Source organism: Pseudomonas corrugata (genome assembly GCF_050920615.1).
GTDB classification, from domain to species: Bacteria; Pseudomonadota; Gammaproteobacteria; order Pseudomonadales; family Pseudomonadaceae; genus Aquipseudomonas; species Aquipseudomonas corrugata.
Genome location: NZ_CP130434.1, coordinates 2,998,386 through 3,017,417 on the forward strand (window position 1 = coordinate 2,998,386; position 19,032 = coordinate 3,017,417).

Consider the following 19,032-nt stretch of genomic DNA (forward strand, 5'->3'; position numbering starts at 1 on the left):
CGGTTTTCACTTCTGGAAGCGCTACGAAAATGTGGGTGCCGAGCTTGCTCGTCCTGACGGTTGTATATTCAGCCTCTAGGCAAGCCGACCCACCGCCATCGCGAGCAGGCTCCCACAGGCTATGTTGGGTTCAGGTCTTCGGTTTGGGTTGAGTGATGAGTCTCGTCTTGCGTTCGATGATGATCGAATCATTGGGGATTTCCAGCCGGATAGCTGTATCCGCGGTACGCATTTCAATCAGTGTCGAGTTGCCCACTCCGCGGAATACCACGGTCGCATTTTCAAAGACCTTATAGTCCTGCAAGGGTGAGTCCTTGGGATCGGGCAGTAAGTTGGCATAAGGCGGTTTCACCAGAATCGTTGCCCGTTCGATGCGTATCTTTGCAAGGCTCATGGCGGTTTGCAGCAAGTCCGAGGTGACCCCGCCCATGAGAATGGGGGTCAGGATGATCAGTCCCGCGATCATCACCCTGAGTCTTTTCATGGGTTTCACATCGACGCGGGGGGCTTTGTCGAAAGGCTCGGTGCCAGCTATCTCCGGGGTCGGTTGGTAGGCGGTATTTATTTTTCTGTTCTGATTCAGGAAGGCCGAATAAACGATGTATTGAAAAATCGGCAATAGAATGAGGGGGATATGCTCAATGGGATTCTTGCGAGCAAGAAAATAAATGGTCACCACGCCACAAATGCCAAACAAGACCGTCAGCAACGTTATTTTTTGCAGTTTCAGTTCAGGTTTGGACTTTTCAGTGCGGAATATTGTTGTAAGCCAGATGAGAAATCTCAGCACCGGTACGAACAGTGGCGCAAGCAGCACACCCGCAGCCGTAACGGACGCCGAAAAGTAAAGGCAGATGACCCCGAAACAGAACGCCGCGACCAAAAACAGCAGGCTGTCTCCGATGGAAACGCCTTGCGGGTAATGGCCATTGCCGAGCAGGTAGCTGACGATGCACGTCCCGCCAGTCAGTAAGCCAACTTTCGCCGCCAGGGAAAGCAGCTTCGTTGCCAGATCAAGTTGCTTTTCAAGTTCACTCGTTGCTTCCCGCATCCTGCGTTTCCATGAGCGATATGAATGATTGGGTTTAGAGCCGTTTTCGCCAATGTGCAAGTCGATGGTAATGGGTTATAAATCCAGTTCCCGTGGAGCGCGGGTGACTTTGACCTCGAGTCGCTTTCAGAACGCGTTTTGTCGTCCATGTGCAATTGCCAGTTCCCGGGAATGGCAAGCTGTAAGGATGCCCCGGATCAGGCGCACCAAGATGCCTGACCGGAGAGCGAGGAGGGCGACCGGATAACCACGCTTCCGTGACGTGGCCGGACGCTGCAGCCAAGACTCCGGACGACTGCCTTCATTGGGCAGTGTCGTTCGAGATGCCGAGGTAAGTTTATGCCCGATGAGACGCTTCACCTGCCTCTGATTCAACGTGTATTGGAGCGCGAAAAGGACACCCCCGGTGCCTTGCTGCCGATTCTTCATGCCATCCAGGAGGGCTGCGGGTACGTTCCCGACGCGGCCGTCCCGGAGATCGCTCATGCCCTCAACCTCAGTCAGGCTGAAGTGCGCGGGGTGATCAGTTTCTATCACGACTTCCGCACCGCGCCGCCCGCGCGCCATACCTTGCGCCTATGCCGGGCGGAGTCCTGCCAGAGCATGGGGGCCGAACAGCTGGCCGCCCAATTGCGCGAACAGCTGTCGCTTGACGATCATGGCACCAGCGCTGATGGCAGCATCAGCCTGCGGCCGGTCTATTGCCTGGGTGCCTGTGTCTGCTCGCCGGCCCTGGAGCTGGACGGCCAGTTGCACGCACGGCTGACGCCTGAGCGCCTGCGTGAGTTGGTCAATGGCTGTCTGGAGGAAGGCACATGCTGAAGCTCTGCATTTCCCGCGATTCGGTAGCCCGTGCGGTCGGCGCGGACACGGTGGCCGCTGCACTGATGCGCGAGGCCGAGCGTCGGCAGTTGCCGCTGGAGGTGCAACGCACCAGTTCCCGTGGCCTCTACTGGCTGGAGCCGCTGCTGGAGCTGGAAACCGCCAGCGGCCGGCTCGGTTTCGGCCCCGTCACTCCGGCGGACGTGCCTGGGCTGCTCGATGCCCTGGCAGGCGATCCCGGCAACCATCCACTGGCCCTGGGGCCGGTGGAAGACATTCCCTATCTCAAGAGCCAACAGCGGCTGCTGTTCGCTCGCGCCGGTATTACCCGGCCACTGTCCCTGGATGACTACCGCGCTCATGGCGGCTTCCAGGGGCTGGCTCGCGCCATCCAGCAGGATGGCGCGCAAGTGGTTGCCAGCGTGCTCGACTCGGGCCTGCGCGGCCGGGGCGGAGCAGCTTTCCCGGCAGGTATCAAGTGGCGCACCGTGCGCGATGCGCCGGGTACGCAGAAATATGTGGTGTGCAACGCCGACGAAGGTGATTCGGGCACATTCGCCGACCGCATGCTGATGGAAGGCGATCCGTTCCTGCTGATCGAAGGCATGATCATTGCGGGTATCGCTGTAGGCGCCACCATGGGCTACATCTATGTGCGCTCGGAATATCCGGACGCTGTCGCGACGTTGAACGATGCCCTGGGCATCGCCCGCGAGGCCGGCTACCTGGGCGCCGACGTGGCGGGCAGTGGTCGCGCTTTCGAACTTGAAGTCCGGGTGGGGGCTGGTGCTTACATCTGCGGTGAAGAAACCGCTCTGCTGGAGTCCCTTGAAGGCAAGCGTGGCACGGTTCGCGCCAAGCCTCCGTTGCCTGCGTTGCAGGGCCTGTTCGGGTTGCCGACCCTGGTCCACAACGTGCTGACCCTGACCTCGGTGCCGATCATCCTGGAGAAGGGGGCACAGTTCTACCGTGACTTTGGCATGGGCCGTTCCCTGGGCACGATGCCATTCCAACTGGCCGGCAACATCCGTCATGGCGGCCTGGTTGAGCGCGCCTTCGGCCTGACCCTGCGCGAACTGGTGCAAGAGTATGGTGGTGGTACCGCCAGCGGCCGGCCGTTGAAGGCCGCCCAGGTGGGTGGGCCGCTGGGTGCCTGGGTACCGCCTTCGCAATTTGACACGCCGCTGGACTACGAGGCGTTTGCCGCCATGGGCGCGATGCTTGGCCACGGCGGTGTGGTGGTGGCCGATGACAGCCTGGACATGGCCCACATGGCCCGTTTCGCCCTGCAGTTCTGCGCCGAAGAATCCTGCGGCAAATGCACGCCGTGCCGGATCGGCTCCACCCGTGGGGTGGAAGTGGTGGACCGACTGCTCGCCAGCACCGATGCCGGTGCCCGTCAGGAGCAGGTCCTGTTGCTCCAGGATCTCTGCGACACCCTGCAATACGGTTCGCTCTGTGCCTTGGGTGGGATGACCTCCTATCCTGTCGCCAGCGCCCTCAAGCATTTCCCTGCCGACTTCGGTCTGGCGACCACGGAGGCCGACCAATGATCAACATTTTCGATCCCGCCAGTGATATCGACCTGGGCACCCCGGAACGCGAAAGCGAGGTGCAGGTCAGCCTGAACATCGACGGCCGCGAAATCACCGTTCCTTCCGGGACTTCGGTGATGCGCGCCGCGGCATTGCTCGGCACCACCATCCCCAAGCTCTGCGCCACCGACAGCCTGGAGCCGTTCGGCTCCTGCCGCATGTGCCTGGTGGAGATCGACGGTATGCGCGGCTATCCGGCCTCGTGCACCACGCCGGTCACCGAAGGCATGGTGGTACGCACCCAGACCTCCCGACTCGCCGGCCTGCGGCGTAACGTGATGGAACTGTACATCTCCGACCATCCGCTGGACTGCCTGACGTGCTCGGCCAACGGCAACTGCGAATTGCAGACGGTGGCGGGTCAGGTCGGCCTGCGTGAAGTGCGCTACGGCTACGAGGGTGATAACCACCTGGCCGAGACGAAGGACGTGTCCAACCCTTATTTCGACTACGACCCGAGCAAATGCATCGTCTGCAACCGCTGCGTGCGGGCCTGCGAGGAAACCCAGGGCACCTTCGCGCTGACCATCACCGGACGCGGCTTCGATTCGCGGGTGGCGGCCGCGGGCGGTGACAACTTCCTCGACTCCGAATGCGTGTCCTGCGGCGCCTGTGTGCAGGCCTGCCCGACGGCCACGCTGATGGAAAAAAGCGTGGTGGAACTCGGCCAGCCTGAGCGCAGCGTCATCACCACGTGCGCCTACTGCGGCGTCGGATGCTCCTTCCGCGCCGAAATGAAAGGCGATCAACTGGTGCGCATGGTGCCGGACAAGAACGGCCAGGCCAACCATGGCCATTCCTGCGTCAAGGGTCGTTTCGCCTGGGGCTACGCCACCCACCCGGATCGCATCACCAAGCCGATGATCCGCAAGCACATCAGCGATCCGTGGCAGGAAGTCAGCTGGGACGAAGCCGTCGACTACGCGGCCAGTGAGTTCCGCCGCATCCAGCTGAAATATGGACGCGACTCCATCGGCGGCATCACCTCCAGCCGCTGCACCAACGAAGAAACCTACCTGGTGCAGAAGCTGGTGCGTGCCGCCTTCGGCAACAACAACGTCGATACCTGCGCCCGGGTCTGCCATTCGCCTACCGGTTATGGCCTCAAACAGACGCTCGGCGAGTCCGCCGGCACTCAGACCTTCGACTCGGTGATGCTGGCCGACGTGATCCTGGTGATGGGCGCCAACCCCACCGACGCCCACCCGGTGTTCGGCTCCCAGCTCAAGCGTCGTCTGCGCCAGGGCGCGCGGCTGATCGTCATCGACCCGCGGCGCATCGACCTGGTGGATTCGCCCCATGCCCGCGCCGACCTGCATCTGCAACTTCGCCCGGGCACCAACGTGGCGATGCTCAATGCGCTGGCCCATGTGATCGTCACCGAAGGCCTGGTCAACCAGCCTTTCGTCGACGAGCGCTGCGAGGCGGCGGATTTCGCCCGCTGGCGTGACTTCGTCAGCCTGCCGGAGAACGCGCCCGAGGCCCTGGGCCCGGTATGCGGCGTGCCTGCCGAGCAGATCCGCGCCGCCGCACGGCTCTACGCCACCGGTGGCAACGCGGCCATCTACTACGGCCTCGGCGTTACCGAACACAGCCAGGGCAGTACATCGGTGATGGGCATCGCCAACCTCGCCATGGTCACCGGTAACATCGGTCGCGAGGGTGTCGGGGTGAACCCGTTGCGCGGGCAGAACAACGTGCAGGGTTCCTGCGACATGGGCTCGTTCCCCCACGAACTGCCGGGTTATCGCCACGTTTCCAACGATGTGGTACGCGCCCAGTTCGAGCAGGCCTGGAACGTGACCCTGCAACCCGATCCGGGGCTGCGCATTCCGAACATGTTCGAGGCGGCGCTGGACGGCTCCTTCAAGGCACTTTATTGCCAAGGCGAGGACATCGCCCAGAGCGACCCGAACACCCAGCACGTGACCGCGGCCCTGAGCGCCCTGGAGTGCGTGGTAGTACAGGACATCTTCCTCAACGAGACGGCCAAGTTCGCCCACGTATTCCTGCCGGGCAGTTCGTTCCTCGAGAAGGACGGTACTTTCACCAACGCCGAGCGCCGCATTTCCCGGGTACGCAAGGTGATGGAGCCCCTGGCTGGCAAGGCTGACTGGGAGGCCACCATGGCTCTTTCCGAAGCCTTGGGCTACAAAATGGACTACAAGAATCCTTCCGAAATCATGGATGAGATTGCCCGTCTGACGCCGACCTTCACCCGGGTCAGCTATGCCGAGCTGGATCGCCATGGCAGCCTGCAATGGCCGTGCAACGATGACGCTCCAGATGGCACGCCAATCATGCACATCGAGCAGTTCGTGCGTGGCAAAGGGCGGTTCATGCTCACCGGCTACGTGCCGACCGACGAGAAGGTCAACAGTCGCTATCCGTTGCTGCTGACCACCGGGCGTATCCTCAGCCAGTACAACGTGGGTGCCCAGACCCGGCGCACCGATAACGTTGCCTGGCACGAGGAAGACCGCTTGGAAATCCATCCGACCGACGCCGAGAACCGCGGTATCGTCGACGGTGATTGGGTCGGCATCGGCAGCCGCGCCGGGCAGACCGTGCTGCGTGCCAAGGTCTCCGAGCGCGTGGCGCCAGGGGTGGTCTACACCACCTTCCACTTCCCGGAATCGGGTGCCAACGTGATCACCACCGACAACTCTGACTGGGCCACCAACTGCCCGGAATACAAAGTGACGGCGGTGGAAATCGTGCGGGTCAGCCAGCCTTCGGAATGGCAGAAACGCTACCAGGCCTTCAGCGATGAACAGGGGCGTCTGCTGCGCGAACGCCGTCATGCCGAGAAAGCCGAGGTGCGGCGATGAGTACCGAAAGCCTGATCAAGATGGCCAACCAGATTGGCCAGTACTTCTCCAGCGAGCCGGACAAGACGCTGGCAGTGAATGGCGTGCGCCAGCATATCCAGAGTTTCTGGACGCCGGTCATGCGCCAACAGCTGATGAAGTGGCGGGTGGAGCACCCTGGCGATGGCCTGCATCCTTTGGTGCAGGCGGCGTTGACGGAGTCTTAGCGGACAGGTTCGGTGCGCAGCCCGGCCGGGGCTGTGCACCGAACTCAGGTGCTGTAAACCGGGACATGCAATGTGTCTGGCGAACTGAGGCGTCTGGCTTGGGGCTGCTTCGCAACCCAGCGGGAACAAACTTCCTCACCACTGGTGGTAATTTCCTACGAGATTTTCGGACGAACAGTCCCGCCGTCATCGCGAGCAGGCTCGCACACAGAAGCAGCATCACTGACGCCCATGTCCATGCCCCCGCTCCAGCCTTGATCGAGCAGCGTCTGGGAAGCGAGCTTTGATCAATGACAGCGGCACAGCCCGGATTCCTCGACCCTCAGCCACAAACGCGATACCTGATCTCCCGATCAAACGAGTCCTCGGGGTTCTCATAAGCTTCCAGCGTTTCCAGGAACCCCACCTGTTCAAGACCTGTCAGGTCTTCGAGCGCCCATCCAAACGGAAAGTCGCTGGAGACGTCTTCGCCCTGGCATTCGACCCAGTGGTAGACCCCGAACGGGATGTAGCCGAGCCACTCTGACTGATAGACGATTTCGTCGGTTTTGCGGGCTTTCACCACGGCTGTGATCAAGTCTTTGATGATTGCTTGACGGTCATTCATGGCGACTTCTCATCGGGTTTATTGATCTGGCAGCGGGCGGCACCGGTTATAGGTGTGGATGCCGGTGTTGTCAAAAGCCACGTCCCTGGTCACATAAATTTGAAATGCACCGTGTAGCCCGACAGAATCGCAGCCCGATCCGGCCAACGCTGTCGGACGCTTGTAGTGGGAAGGGGAGCGGGTGAACGAACAGACATTGTCCATGCGCCTGGAGCGGGTGGCGGCGCAGGTGCCTGTGGGCGCGCGGCTGGCTGATATTGGCTCGGATCACGGTTATTTGCCGGTGGCGCTGATGCGCCGCGGCGCCATTGCGGCGGCGGTGGCCGGGGAGGTGGCGCTGACGCCATTTCGCGCGGCCGAACGGACGGTGCGCGAGAATGGCCTGGAGCCGTGGATCACCGTGCGCCTGGCTGACGGCTTGGCGGCAATCGAGCCGGGAGACGGGATCACGGCGGTCAGTCTTTGTGGCATGGGCGGCGAGACGATCCGCGACATACTCCAGCGCGACCCGTCGCGCCTGAGCGGCCATGAGCGCCTGATCCTGCAACCTAATGGCGGCGAGCAACCACTGCGCCTGTGGTTGATGGAAAATGGCTATCGCATTCTCGGTGAAGAGGTGCTGCGGGAGAACCGCTTCGACTACGAAATCATCGTCGCCGAGCGCACCGGGCCGGTGATGTATAGCGCCGAGCAGCTGTACTTCGGCCCACTGCTGATGGGCGCGCGCAGTCCTGCATTCCTGGGTAAATGGCAGCGCAGGTTGCGCCAGAAGCAGAAGACCCTGATGAGCTTCGCCCGGGCGCGGCAGGCCGTGCCAGAGGAGGTAGTGCAGGATCTCGCCCGGCAGATCCGGTGGATTGCCGAGCTGCTGACTTGAGTTGGCAGTGCCCGCGATAGCGGCGGCCCATTCAACATGGATGCCAGCTGACTCGACGCCTTCGCGAGCAAGCCCGCTCCCACAGTGGGTTTATGGTGTATGCAGGCGTTGCGCCCGACACCGACCCTGTGGGAGCCAGGCTTGCCCGCGATGGCGGCGGCCCATTCAACATGGATGCCAGCTGACTCGACGCCATCGCGAGCAAGCCCGCTCCCACGGTGGGTTTGTGGTGTATGCCGGTGTTGCGCCCGACACCGACCCTGTGGGAGCCAGGCTTGCCCGCGATAGCGGTGGTGCATTCAACATGGATGCCAGCTGATCCGACGCCTTCGCGAGCAAGCCCGCTCCCACAGTGGGTTTATGGTGTATGCAGGCGTTGCGCCCGACACCGACCCTGTGGGAGCCGGGCTTGCCCGCGATGGCGGCGGCCCATTCAACATGGATGCCAGCTGACTCGACGCCATCGCGAGCAAGCCCGCTCCCACGGTGGGTTTGTGGTGTATGCAGGCGTTGCGCACGACACCGACCCTGTGGGAGCGAGCCTGCTCGCGATGGCGGCTGCATATTCGACGTTACCGGCACTGATCAGCCACGGATACGAATGTGCGGCGTAACCGACATCCCCACCCGCAGTTTCGCTGTCGCCGGTTGGTCAGGCTCGATGCGGATGCGCACGGGCAGGCGTTGGACGATTTTCGTGAAGTTGCCGGTGGCGTTGTGGGGAGCTATGGCTGAGTAGCTGACGCCGCTGGCGGGCCCCAGGCTTTGCACTGTTCCTGTCAGCGTTTCTCCGGGCAGGGCATCCACTTCGATGTCCACGGCTTGGCCAGTTTGCACGCGGGCCAGTTGTGTCTCACGGAAGTTGGCAGTGATGTAGACGGCATCGAGCGGGACAATCGCCAGCAAGGGTTTGCCGGCGTTGACGAACGCGCCGACGCGCATGGATTTTTCCCCGATCGTGCCACTGATCGGCGCGGTGATGCGGGTATAGGACAACTTCAGTTCGGCGATAGCCTGCGTGGCTTGGGCGTGGGCGAGGCTGGCCCTGGCTTGTTCCAGGTCGGCCTTGAGGATGTCCACCTGTTGTCGGGCCGCCTGCAGACCCGCCTGGCTTTTTTCCAGGCCGGCCTGTTGCACGCTCAATTGTGCTTCCGCCTGTTGTTGGGCCTGCACCGTGCCCGAACCGTCGGCGGCCAGGTTGCGATAGCGGGCGTGGTTGACCTTGGCCAGCTTGAGCGCGGCGGCGTCGGCAGCAACTGCGGCCTGGGCCTGGCGTATGACGGTTTGCTGCTGGATCAGGTGGGCTTCCAGGCCGGCGACACCGGCCTGGGCGCTGGCAACCTGGGCTTTCGCCACGTTCACGTTGGCGACGAAATCCCGGTCGTCGATGACCGCCAGCAGATCCCCTTTCCTGACTGGTTGGTTGTCTTCGACCAACACCGTTTCGACCGTACCCGATACCTGCGGCGCCACCGTGGTGAAGTCGGCGTGGACGTAGGCATCGTCCGTCGATTGGGTCGATGCGCTGGATTCGGAGCGATTGAGATAGAACACGCTGCCGATGGCCACGGTAAGCAGCAGCGCAGTACTGAGGATCCGGGCTTTCTTCGGTAAGGCCATGATGAGTTACCCGTGTGAGGGAGAAGGAGGTGTCAAAACAGGTGCCGGGATGTAGGCCAGCCGCAGCACCAGGGGAATCATCAGCAGCGCCAGCAGGCCCAGCACGCGGTAGGCATCGGCGATGGACAGCACCAGCGACTGCTGGCTGACTATGTTCATCAGGGAAAACGGCTCAGGCATGCCAACAGCGTTGCCGGCCAGGGCCGCTTGATCCAGCAGCATGTCCCCATGGAAGCGGCCGCGCACGGTCATGAGTTGGCCGATGACCGCCGCGCCGAACAGCGAACCAAAGGCCCGCAGCGTGTTGATGGTGCCGGACACATAAGGGCCTTCTGGGGGCTGTACCACGCTGGTGATCAGAAACAGCATCGACACCACCGCCATGGGTTGTCCGAAGGCCTGCAGCGTTTGCGCCAGGATGAACTGATCGCGATTCCAGTCGCCCGTCAGTTGCGCACCGCACAGGCACGCCAGGGCGATCAGCGCCAGGCCCGAGGCGAACACGATGCGCGCGTCGACCCACTTGCGGTACAGCAACAGCGCCACGACAGGCCCCAGCACCAGTTGTGGCAGCGCGACGATCAACCCAATCGATGCCATCTGCAGCGGACGATAGTTTTGCAGCGGGCCGAGATAACTGGCCGGTAACAATGAACTGGACATCAGCACCACCAGCAATGACAGAAACAGGATGCAACCCAGGCCCAGGTTGCGGCGCCCGAGGATCTGCAACTTGATGAACGGCGACGGGTGATACCACTCGGTCAACAAGTAGATCGCCATCAAAGTCAGGCCCATCACCAGGGATGCCGTGATCAGCGGTGATTGAAACCAGTCCAGCCGCACGCCCTGGTCCAGTGCAATGGTGATCAGGCCCAGCGCCGGTACACCGCAGGCCATGCCGGACCAGTTGGCCTGGCGAAAGCGCGGGGTCTGGATGGGCTCCCGGGGCAGTCCCCAGGCGATCAAGCAGGCGGCGATGAGGGCCAGGGGAATGATCTGCCAATACACCCAGCGCCAGTCATGCAGCCCGTCCGTCCAGCTTCCGGCCAGCCAGATGGACAGGTTGGGCGCGAACGTCGCGGTCATCGCATACAGCGCCAAGCCGTATAGCCGTATGGCCGGCGGGAGGAATTTCAGGGCCGCCATCATCAGCAAGGGTATCGTCGTACCGCTGGCAATGCCCTGGGCAAAACGCAGGATCAACAACAGTTCCAGGTTGTGAATGAACGGCAGGATCAAGGCGAGCAAGGTGCAAGCAGCGAGCATCCACAGTTCGAAGCGCCGCAACGACAAGGTCAGGGCGAACCAGGCCGAAAAGGGCATGGCGATCAGTTCTCCGGCGCTGTACACCGTGGTCAGCCATGAACCGCCATCGAAGCCCAAGCCCAGCGCGCCCCTGACATCTGCCAGCGCCAGGGCACCGACCCGGGTGTTCAACCCGGCCATCATGGCTGCGAGAAAAATACCGACAAGGCCGACCAGCGGGCGAACGGAGGAGCGGGCCCGGGGCGCTTCGCCAGCGTCAGCGGTGACCGGCGACGCGGCGGCGACGTTCATTGTCCGCCCTCCGGATCCCAGCCACCGCCCAGGGATTTGTAGAGATTGACCACGGTAAGCGTGGCATCGGTGGCGCTGGTGTTGAGGCGGGTCTGGCTGGCAAGCACGTTGAGTTGTGCTGTCAGCACGCTCAGGTAATCGGCGGCACCTTGTTGGTAGCCGCGCTCAGCCGCATGCAGTGCCTGTTTGTTCTGCTCGAAGGACATCTGCAGTTCGTCGTGCTGGCGCTGTTGGGCGGCCCAGGCATCCAGGGCGTTATCGACTTCATGCCAGGCCCGCAGAACCGTCTTGCGGTAGGCGAGGGCGGCGCTTTTCTGCCGTGACTCATTCAGTGCCAGGCGCTGGGTCAGTCGACCACCCTGGAAGATTGGCAGGTAAACCGTCGGGCCGATGGAGAAGGTACGTGAATCCCAACTGCTGAGGTCGCCGCTGTTGAAGGCTTCCACGCCAAGGCGTCCCTTGAGGCCGATACGCGGGTAGAAATCGGCCTTGGCAACGCCGATGGCAGCGGTCGCGGCATGCAACCGTGCTTCGGCGCGCAGGATGTCGGGGCGCCGGCGGGCCAGTTCGGAAGAAACGCCGACCGGTATGCGGGTGGGAAGCGAAGGCAAGGGCATCGCTGGGCCCAACTGGGCGTCGAGCGTGCGGGGTTGTTCGCCCAGCAGCAACGCCAGTGCATTCATCTGGGCATTGCGACGCTGGCTCAATTCGGGCAGCAGGGCCTTGATCGTCGCCAGTTGTGCGCGAGCGGTCGCAGTTTCGAAGTGGGTGGCGACGCCATTGCGTTCGCGGCTTTCAGCCAGGGCCAGGGTCCGTTCGGCGATATCGAGGTTTTGCCGGGCAATGGTCAGCTGCGCCTGGGTTCCACGTAATTGCAGATAGGTTCGAGCCACTTCGGCGGACAAGGCCACCCGAACGGCTTCGCGGTCATACACGGTGGCTTCCAGGGCCGCCGCCGCGCCTTCGCGGGCGCGTCGGGCCCGGCCCCATAGATCGATTTCCCAACTGGCATCGAAGCCCAGTTGCCAGAGATTGGTGGCGTCGGTAGGCGCTCCCAGGGCGGCGAACCTGCCGTTCTCGCTGAGGGCCTCACGGGTGTAACTGGCGTAGGCGCCGACGTTGGGTTGCAACTGCGATGAGGTGATGCCCAATTGCGCCCGGCTCTGTTCGATGCGCTCGGTGGCCATCTGCAGATCGAGGTTGCCGGCCTGGGCGCGTGATTGCAGTTGGGCGAGCGTTGCGTCGTTGAACAGCAGCCACCACTGGGGTGGAACTGCGGCATGGGACAGCGGCGTGACACTGGCGTGCTCGGGTCGTGGCGTCAGTTGCAGGGCGTCGAGGCCGTTCCCCGGTTTCAAGAAGTCGGGACCGACCATGCAGCCCGCCAGGGAAATTGCCCCCATGCCGATAACGCCAATACTGAACCGTCTCAGGATGCGTTGAGGTGACTCGAAAAATGCCGACATAGCCAAATCCCCGCAAGACTTACGGGCGAGTCGCCCGCCGTGAGTCCATGTTATTGAGGGCAGCTTGCTGGCGCACTTCTACATCGGTTCAGAAAAACCATACGTCAGTGGCGGCGGACTATACGAAGGTATGAGTGGGAGTGGTCAGTACCGTTGGTTGAGGGCGGTCTCGATACACTCCAGCAGCCGGTCGGCTTCACAAGGTTTTGGCAGGCAGGCCACCAGCCCGGGAGTGTTGGCGCCCAAGCGGGACACTTTTCCGGGATAGGCGGTGATGAAAATGGTGGGTATCCTGAAACCCATCGCACCGAGTCGCTCGTGCAGTTCCACGCCACTCATGCCTGGCATCTGGATGTCGGAAACCAGGCAATTCGTCCCGGCGGGGCCGGCGGTGTCGAGAAAGTCCAGGGCGCTGCTATAGGTGCGCACGTCATAGCCGCTGGAGCGCAACAAACTTTTGAGGGCGGCCCGAACGGACTCGTCATCATCGACGACTGCAATGGTTTGCGTGTTGCGTATCTGGGTGTCTTCCATAGGGGTCGCTCGTGACAGCGCCTGTCGTGAATTACACGATACGCGGTCTCGCAAAGCGCAGAAGTATACCTACGTATAACCTGTTAAAACCTAAGGGTCGTTTCGTTCCGCTCAATGAATCGGTCCACTCCTGCTCAACGGAAATAGCTGTGAAGGGGGGGCGCGGGACGCTAATCTACAGACCGGTGACACGACTCGTTCCGTTCCCGACGGCGTCTTGCAACAGCCCTGGATAACCAACGATTTATTGTTCCCGTGCCGGTGGAAAACAGCATGCAAATATTATGGGACGATGGTGAGCGTACCTTCTGTCGGCAACTGCGTTCGGACGCAGATGGCACGTATTCTGTCTTGGTTGCCCGACCTGCGGGCGAGCAACCTCGCCCTGGCTGCCTGGGCCGTCTGGCTCATGAGTTTGGTCTGAGGGACGAGCTGGAAAGCACCTGGTCGGTGCGCCCGCTGGAGATGCTGCGCGAAGGCGCCCAGGTGTATCTGGTGCTCGAGGACCCGGGCGGCGTGCCGCTCATGCAACTGCTGATCGCGCCCATGGAAACCGCCACGTTCCTGCGGCTTGCCGTGGGTATTGCCGTGGCGCTGGGCAAGCTGCACCAGCAGGGCCTCATTCATAAGGACATCAAGCCCAGCCATATCCTGGTGAACTGCACTGACGGTCAGACCCGGCTCACGGGATTCGGCCTCGCCTCGCGCTTGCCCCGGGAGCGACAGGCGCCCGAGACCCTGGCCGGCACGCTCGCGTACATGGCGCCTGAGCAGACCGGTCGGATGAATCGCTCGATCGATTCGCGCAGCGACCTGTATTCCTTCGGCGTCACCCTCTACCAGATGTTGACCGGCTCGCTGCCGTTCACCGCCTCCGATCCCATCGAGTGGGTGCACTGCCATATCGCTAGAAAGACCTTGCCGCCCAGCGAACGGGTCGCAACCGTTCCCGAGATGCTGTCCCTCATTGTCATGAAGTTGCTCGCCAAGACCGCCGAGGAACGCTACCAGACGGCTGCCAGTGTCGAGCATGATCTGCGGCGATGCCTGGAGGACTGGCAGCGACTGGGCCGTATCAATGCCTTTGCGCTGGGCGAGCACGGTGCGTCGGATCGGTTGCTGATTCCCGAAAAACTCTATGGCCGCGAGCAAGAGGTCGACACCCTGATTGCCGCGTTCTCGCGGATCGTCAACAGCAGCTCACCGGAGCTGGTACTGGTGACCGGTTATTCCGGCATCGGCAAGTCATCGGTGGTCAATGAGTTGCACAAGGCGCTCGTGCCGCCGCGAGGGCTCTTCGCCAGTGGCAAGTTCGATCAGTACCGGCGCGATATTCCCTACTCGACCCTGGTCCAGGCGTTCCAGAGTCTGGTGCGCACGCTGCTGGGCAAGAGTGACGCAGAGCTGACGCAGTGGCGGGACGCCTTGCAGGAGGCACTGGACGTAAACGCGCGTCTGATGACCGACCTGATACCTGAACTCAAGCTGATCATCGGTGAGCCGCCACCGGTCACGTCCCTTGATCCGCAGCAGGAGCAACGCCGCTTCCTGCTGGTGTTCCGGCGCTTTATCGGTGTGTTCGCTCGCGAAGCCCATCCGCTTGCGTTGTTTCTTGATGATTTGCAATGGCTCGACGCGGCGACCCTTGACCTGTTGGAGGACTTGCTGACCAGCTCCGACGTGCGACACCTTATGCTCGTCGGCGCCTACCGCAGCAATGAAGTGGACGTCTCGCACCCGTTGACCGCCAAGCTCCAGGCCATTCGCAGCGCGGGAGGCAAGGTCAGCGAGATCACGTTGACGCCGCTGGACAAGGCGCATGTCGAGCAGATGATCACCGAAGCGCTGCAGGACGAACGCTCACGTATCGAGCCCCTGGCGCAACTGGTGCTGGATAAAACCGCCGGTAATCCGTTCTTCGTGATCCAGTTTCTGCAAGCGCTCGCCGAGGAGCATCTGCTGACCTTCGATCATGAGGCTCGTCAATGGTGGTGGGACCCGGATCGCATCCACGCCAAGGGCTATACCGACAACATCGTGGACCTGATGGTCGGCAAGCTGGTCCGTCTGCCGGAGGACACGCAGCTGGCTCTGCAGCAACTGGCGTGCCTGGGTAACGTTGCCGGCTTCAAAGCGCTTTCGACTGTCCTGGGCACTCCCGAGACGCAGCTCAGAGCCTCGCTGTGGGAGGCGATTCGCCAGGAACTGGTCGAGCGCCTGGACGGCGCCTATCGGTTTGTTCATGACCGTATCCATGAAGCGGCCTATTCGCTGATTCCCGAGGACTCACGTGCCGAGGCCCATCTGCGTATCGGACGCCTGCTCGCCGTGCAGAGCTGCGAACGGGAACGGGATGAGGGGATTTTCGATATCGTCGGCCAACTCAATCTCGGCGCAGCGCTGATCACGGATCAGGACGAGCGTGAACAATTGGCGCAATTCAACCTGATTGCCGGTCAGCGGGCCAAGGCGTCGACAGCCTATGCCTCGGCGCTTAATTACTTCAGCTCCGGCATGCAGTTGCTGGATGAGGAATGCTGGAGCCGTCGACATGGGCTGGTGTTTGCCTTGGCGTTGAGTCGGGCCGAGTGCGAGCTGTTGACTGGACAGTTGGAGCTGGCGGACGCGGGCCTGAGCGCTTTGTCGGATCGCGCCACGACTGTGATCGAACGGGCCAGCGTTGCCTGTCTGCTGATGGATGTCTATTTGCTTCTGGACCGCAGTGATGGCGCGGTTGCGGTCTGCCTGGACTACCTGCGCCATGTGGGCATCGAATGGACGGCTCATCCGAGCGACGCCGAGGTCCGCGAGGAGTACGAGCGCATCGGGTTGTTGCTCGGGGAGCGGGCCATCGAGGATCTTATCGATTTGCCGCTCATGGAAGATCCGACGTCCCTCATGACCCTCGACGCGTTGGGCAAACTCTTCGCACCGGCCTTGCAGAGCGACGGCAACCTTGCGGATCTGTTGATCTGCAAAGCGGTCAATCTGAGCCTGGAGCGCGGCAACTGCGATGCATCCTGTGTGCTCTACGCCAATTTCTTCCGGGTCGCCGGCCGGCGCTTTGGAGACCACGAAATGGGGTTCCGATTCGGCCAGCTCGGTTGCGCACTTGTCGAACGGCGAGGCCTGACGCGATTCGAGGCCAGCACCTACCTGTGTTTTTCGTGCTTCGCCGTGCGCTGGATGAGGCCGGTGGGGGAGTGTCGCGATCTGCTGCGTCGGTCGTTTGCAGCGGCGAACCGGATCGGCGATCTGCCCTACGGTGCCTATGCCGGCAACAACCTCGTCGCGGACCTGCTGTTCGCCGGTGAGCCGTTGCATGACGTACAAGGTGAGTCTGAACGGGGCCTGGTGTATGCAAGGAAGGTGGGGTTTGGGTTGGTGACTGACTTCATCGTCACGCAACTGACGCTGATCCGAATGCTCCGAGGTCAGACTCCGACCTTCGGTCGCTTGGACGATGCAGAGTTGAACGAGTCTGCCACCGAAGCCCACTTGTCTGGTAATCCGGACCTGGTGTTGGCCGAATGTCTGTATTGGGTCCGCAAATTACAGGCGCGTTACCTGGCCGACGATGCGGAGGCTGCCGTTGAGGCGGCCGCCAAGGCTCACCAACTGCTCTGGGTTTGCCAGGCGTTCTGCGAGGAAGCCGAGTATCACTTCTACAGTGCGCTGGCCCGGGCCGCCCGCTGTGACAGCGTCTCGGCAGGCGAACAGGCGCAGCACCTGATCGCCATGGCGGCCGACCACCAGTGGCTCGAGGCCTGGGCCCGGCAATGTCCGGAGAACTTTGCCAGTCGCGCCGCCCTGGTCGGAGCCGAGATCGCCCGGGTCGAGGGGCGGGTGATCGATGCCGAGCGGCTCTACGAGCAAGCCTTGCAAACTGCCCAAGCCAGCGGTTTTGTTCATGTCGAGGCGCTTGCCAATGAGCTCGCTTCGCGTTTTTACCGGGCGCGCGGGTTCGGCAAGATTGCCCGGGTCTATTTGCAGGATGCCCGTTACGGTTACCTGCGCTGGGGCGCCGATGGCAAGGTGCGGCAGCTTGAAGACAAGTTTCCCGCGCTCAGGAGCGAAGAGCCCGCGCCCGGCCCGACCACAACGATGGCGACACCGGTCGAACACCTTGACCTGGCTACAGTCCTCAAGGTCTCACAGGCCGTGTCGGGCGAAATCGTTCTGGAAAAACTGATCGATATGATCATGGGCACTGCGATCGAACAGGCCGGTGCCGAACGCGGGCTGCTGGTTCTCTTGCAGGACGGTGAGCACCGGATCGCTGCGCAAGTGACTGCTGGCGGTACCACCACGCAACTGCGAAATGCACCGGTGAACGCCGCGTTGTTGCCGGAGTCGGTTCTTTATCATGTCCTGCGCACCCGCGAGAGCGTGGTACTGGGCGATGCCCTGGTCGAGGCGCCGTTTGCCACGGATCCCTATATCCGTCAGCAGCAGGTCCGTTCGCTCCTGTGCCTGCCTCTGACCAACCAGGCCAAGCTCGTCGGTGCGCTCTATCTGGAAAACAATCTGGCGGGCCACGTGTTCAGTCCGGGCCGGATCGCCGTATTGAAGCTGGTGGCCTCACAGGCCGCCGTTTCCCTGGAAAATGCCCGCTTGTACCGCGAGGTCGCCGAGCGCGAAGCGAAGATCCGCCGCCTGGTGGATGCCAACATCATCGGGATTCTCGTCTGGCATGCCGACGGGCACATCATCGAGGCCAACGATGCGTTCCTGCGCATGTTGGGCTACCAGCGAGAAGACCTTGCCTCCGGCGGCCTGCGCTGGAGAGACCTGACCGTGCCGGAGTTTCGTGAGCTCAGCGACCGCTCGCTGGCGCAAGCGTTGCTGACCGGACACGCCCGGCCCTACGAGAAGGAATATTTCAGGAAAGATGGCAGTCGCTTGCCGGTCATTGTCGGCCTGGCTCTGTTCGAAGCGGGTAGCAATGAGGGGGTTGCCTTTGTACTGGACCTGACCGAGCGCAGGCAGGCGGAAGAAAAAATCCGTGAAAGCGAACGCCGCTATCGCGAGGTGCAAACCGAACTGGCCCATGCCAACCGCGTGGCGACCATGGGGCAATTGGTGGCTTCGATTGCCCACGAAGTCAATCAGCCGATCGCCGCCGCCATCCTCAACGCCAATGCGGCACTACGCTGGTTGAACGCCCAGCCACCGGACATCGAAGAAGTCCGGCCGGTACTGGAGCGCCTCATCCTCGATGCCAATCGAGCGGCGGATGTGCTTGGTCGGATCCGTGGACATATCCGCAAGGCACCGCCACAGAAGGGCCTGGTGAACATTAACGCGGCCATCGAGGAGATGATCGAGTTTACCCGTGGCCAGATCATCAAGAGCGGTGCTTCGATACAGACACAACTCATGGACGGTTTACCCCTGATTGAAGGCGACCGGGTAGAGCTGCAGCAGGTTTTGCTCAACCTGATCATGAATGCACTGGAGGCCATGGGCAGCATCAGTGCAGGCGAGCGGCAGTTGGTGATTCGCGCGACGCTGGGCGAGGCGGATTGCGTGCTCGTCAGTGTGAGCGATACAGGTCCGGGGTTCGCCTCGCAAAGCACTGACCTGGTGTTCACCTCGTTCTACACCACCAAGCCCACCGGCCTGGGGTTGGGACTGTCGATCTGTCGCTCGATCATCGAAGCTCATGGCGGTTGCCTGAGGGCCATCGCCAACACTCCGCGCGGCGCCACCGTTCAGTTCACGCTGCCCATCGCCCGCTCATGAGCGCGCCGGTTTAATACTTAGGTTTAGGGGGCATATATCAATCGGTCACCTGAACCAACCCACGTACAAATGAAACGCGATAACCCCGGCGATATATTCCCCATCAAGGACTGCGGAG

At 62.2% G+C, this 19,032-nt stretch carries 12 protein-coding genes; 6 read left to right on the forward strand and 6 right to left on the reverse strand.

The window, feature by feature from the left end:
- Nucleotides 1-130: 130 nt before the first annotated feature.
- Nucleotides 131-1,051 (reverse strand): hypothetical protein, encoded by a 921-nt coding sequence (locus tag QZH45_RS13545; protein WP_055134878.1) that lies wholly within the window; start codon nucleotides 1,049-1,051, stop codon nucleotides 131-133.
- 339 nt (nucleotides 1,052-1,390) lie between these two features.
- On the opposite strand from QZH45_RS13545, the gene QZH45_RS13550 reads away from it, so the two are divergent.
- The 4 genes from QZH45_RS13550 to QZH45_RS13565 are packed head-to-tail and all read left to right on the forward strand — an operon-like array spanning nucleotide 1,391 to nucleotide 6,505.
- Nucleotides 1,391-1,873 carry a formate dehydrogenase subunit gamma gene (locus QZH45_RS13550; RefSeq protein ID WP_024781316.1) on the forward strand — a complete coding sequence of 161 codons (483 nt, stop codon included), beginning with the start codon at nucleotides 1,391-1,393 and terminating at the stop codon, nucleotides 1,871-1,873.
- Nucleotides 1,867-3,426: a formate dehydrogenase beta subunit gene (locus QZH45_RS13555; RefSeq protein ID WP_055134879.1), complete on the forward strand. Its 1,560-nt coding sequence runs from the start codon at nucleotides 1,867-1,869 to the stop codon at nucleotides 3,424-3,426. Before QZH45_RS13550 ends, QZH45_RS13555 begins: the two co-directional genes overlap by 7 nt.
- On the forward strand, nucleotides 3,423-6,299 hold the full coding sequence (gene fdhF, locus QZH45_RS13560) for a formate dehydrogenase subunit alpha (protein ID WP_024781314.1): 2,877 nt from the start codon (nucleotides 3,423-3,425) through the stop codon (nucleotides 6,297-6,299). The genes QZH45_RS13555 and fdhF overlap by 4 nt, the downstream gene beginning before the upstream one ends.
- Nucleotides 6,296-6,505 (forward strand): formate dehydrogenase subunit delta, encoded by a 210-nt coding sequence (locus QZH45_RS13565; protein ID WP_024781313.1) that lies wholly within the window; start codon nucleotides 6,296-6,298, stop codon nucleotides 6,503-6,505. The genes fdhF and QZH45_RS13565 overlap by 4 nt, the downstream gene beginning before the upstream one ends.
- Nucleotides 6,506-6,827: 322 nt before the next feature.
- Here QZH45_RS13565 and QZH45_RS13570 read toward each other — a convergent pair whose 3' ends face one another.
- Nucleotides 6,828-7,112 (reverse strand): hypothetical protein, encoded by a 285-nt coding sequence (locus tag QZH45_RS13570; protein ID WP_024781312.1) that lies wholly within the window; start codon nucleotides 7,110-7,112, stop codon nucleotides 6,828-6,830.
- Between the two features lie 181 nt (nucleotides 7,113-7,293).
- Here QZH45_RS13570 and QZH45_RS13575 point away from each other — a divergent pair, with 181 nt between their 5' ends.
- Complete coding sequence (locus tag QZH45_RS13575) at nucleotides 7,294-7,989, forward strand: tRNA (adenine(22)-N(1))-methyltransferase (protein WP_033035285.1); 696 nt, start codon at nucleotides 7,294-7,296, stop codon at nucleotides 7,987-7,989.
- 585 nt (nucleotides 7,990-8,574) lie between these two features.
- Here QZH45_RS13575 and QZH45_RS13580 read toward each other — a convergent pair.
- The 4 genes from QZH45_RS13580 to QZH45_RS13595 form a co-directional block, all read right to left on the reverse strand.
- Nucleotides 8,575-9,609 carry an HlyD family secretion protein gene (locus tag QZH45_RS13580; RefSeq protein WP_024781146.1) on the reverse strand — a complete coding sequence of 345 codons (1,035 nt, stop codon included), beginning with the start codon at nucleotides 9,607-9,609 and terminating at the stop codon, nucleotides 8,575-8,577.
- Between the two features lie 6 nt (nucleotides 9,610-9,615).
- Nucleotides 9,616-11,169, reverse strand: a complete 1,554-nt coding sequence (locus tag QZH45_RS13585; RefSeq protein WP_024781147.1) for an MFS transporter — start codon at nucleotides 11,167-11,169, stop codon at nucleotides 9,616-9,618.
- The gene (locus QZH45_RS13590; RefSeq protein ID WP_024781148.1) at nucleotides 11,166-12,635 is read right to left on the reverse strand and encodes an efflux transporter outer membrane subunit; all 1,470 of its coding nucleotides are present in this window, start codon (nucleotides 12,633-12,635) and stop codon (nucleotides 11,166-11,168) included. Before QZH45_RS13590 ends, QZH45_RS13585 begins: the two co-directional genes overlap by 4 nt.
- Nucleotides 12,636-12,779: 144 nt before the next feature.
- Nucleotides 12,780-13,169, reverse strand: coding sequence for a response regulator transcription factor (locus QZH45_RS13595; RefSeq protein WP_024781149.1), 390 nt, complete (start codon nucleotides 13,167-13,169; stop codon nucleotides 12,780-12,782).
- 273 nt (nucleotides 13,170-13,442) lie between these two features.
- On the opposite strand from QZH45_RS13595, the gene QZH45_RS13600 reads away from it, so the two are divergent.
- Nucleotides 13,443-18,914 carry a trifunctional serine/threonine-protein kinase/ATP-binding protein/sensor histidine kinase gene (locus tag QZH45_RS13600; RefSeq protein ID WP_024781150.1) on the forward strand — a complete coding sequence of 1,824 codons (5,472 nt, stop codon included), beginning with the start codon at nucleotides 13,443-13,445 and terminating at the stop codon, nucleotides 18,912-18,914.
- Nucleotides 18,915-19,032: the final 118 nt, after the last annotated feature.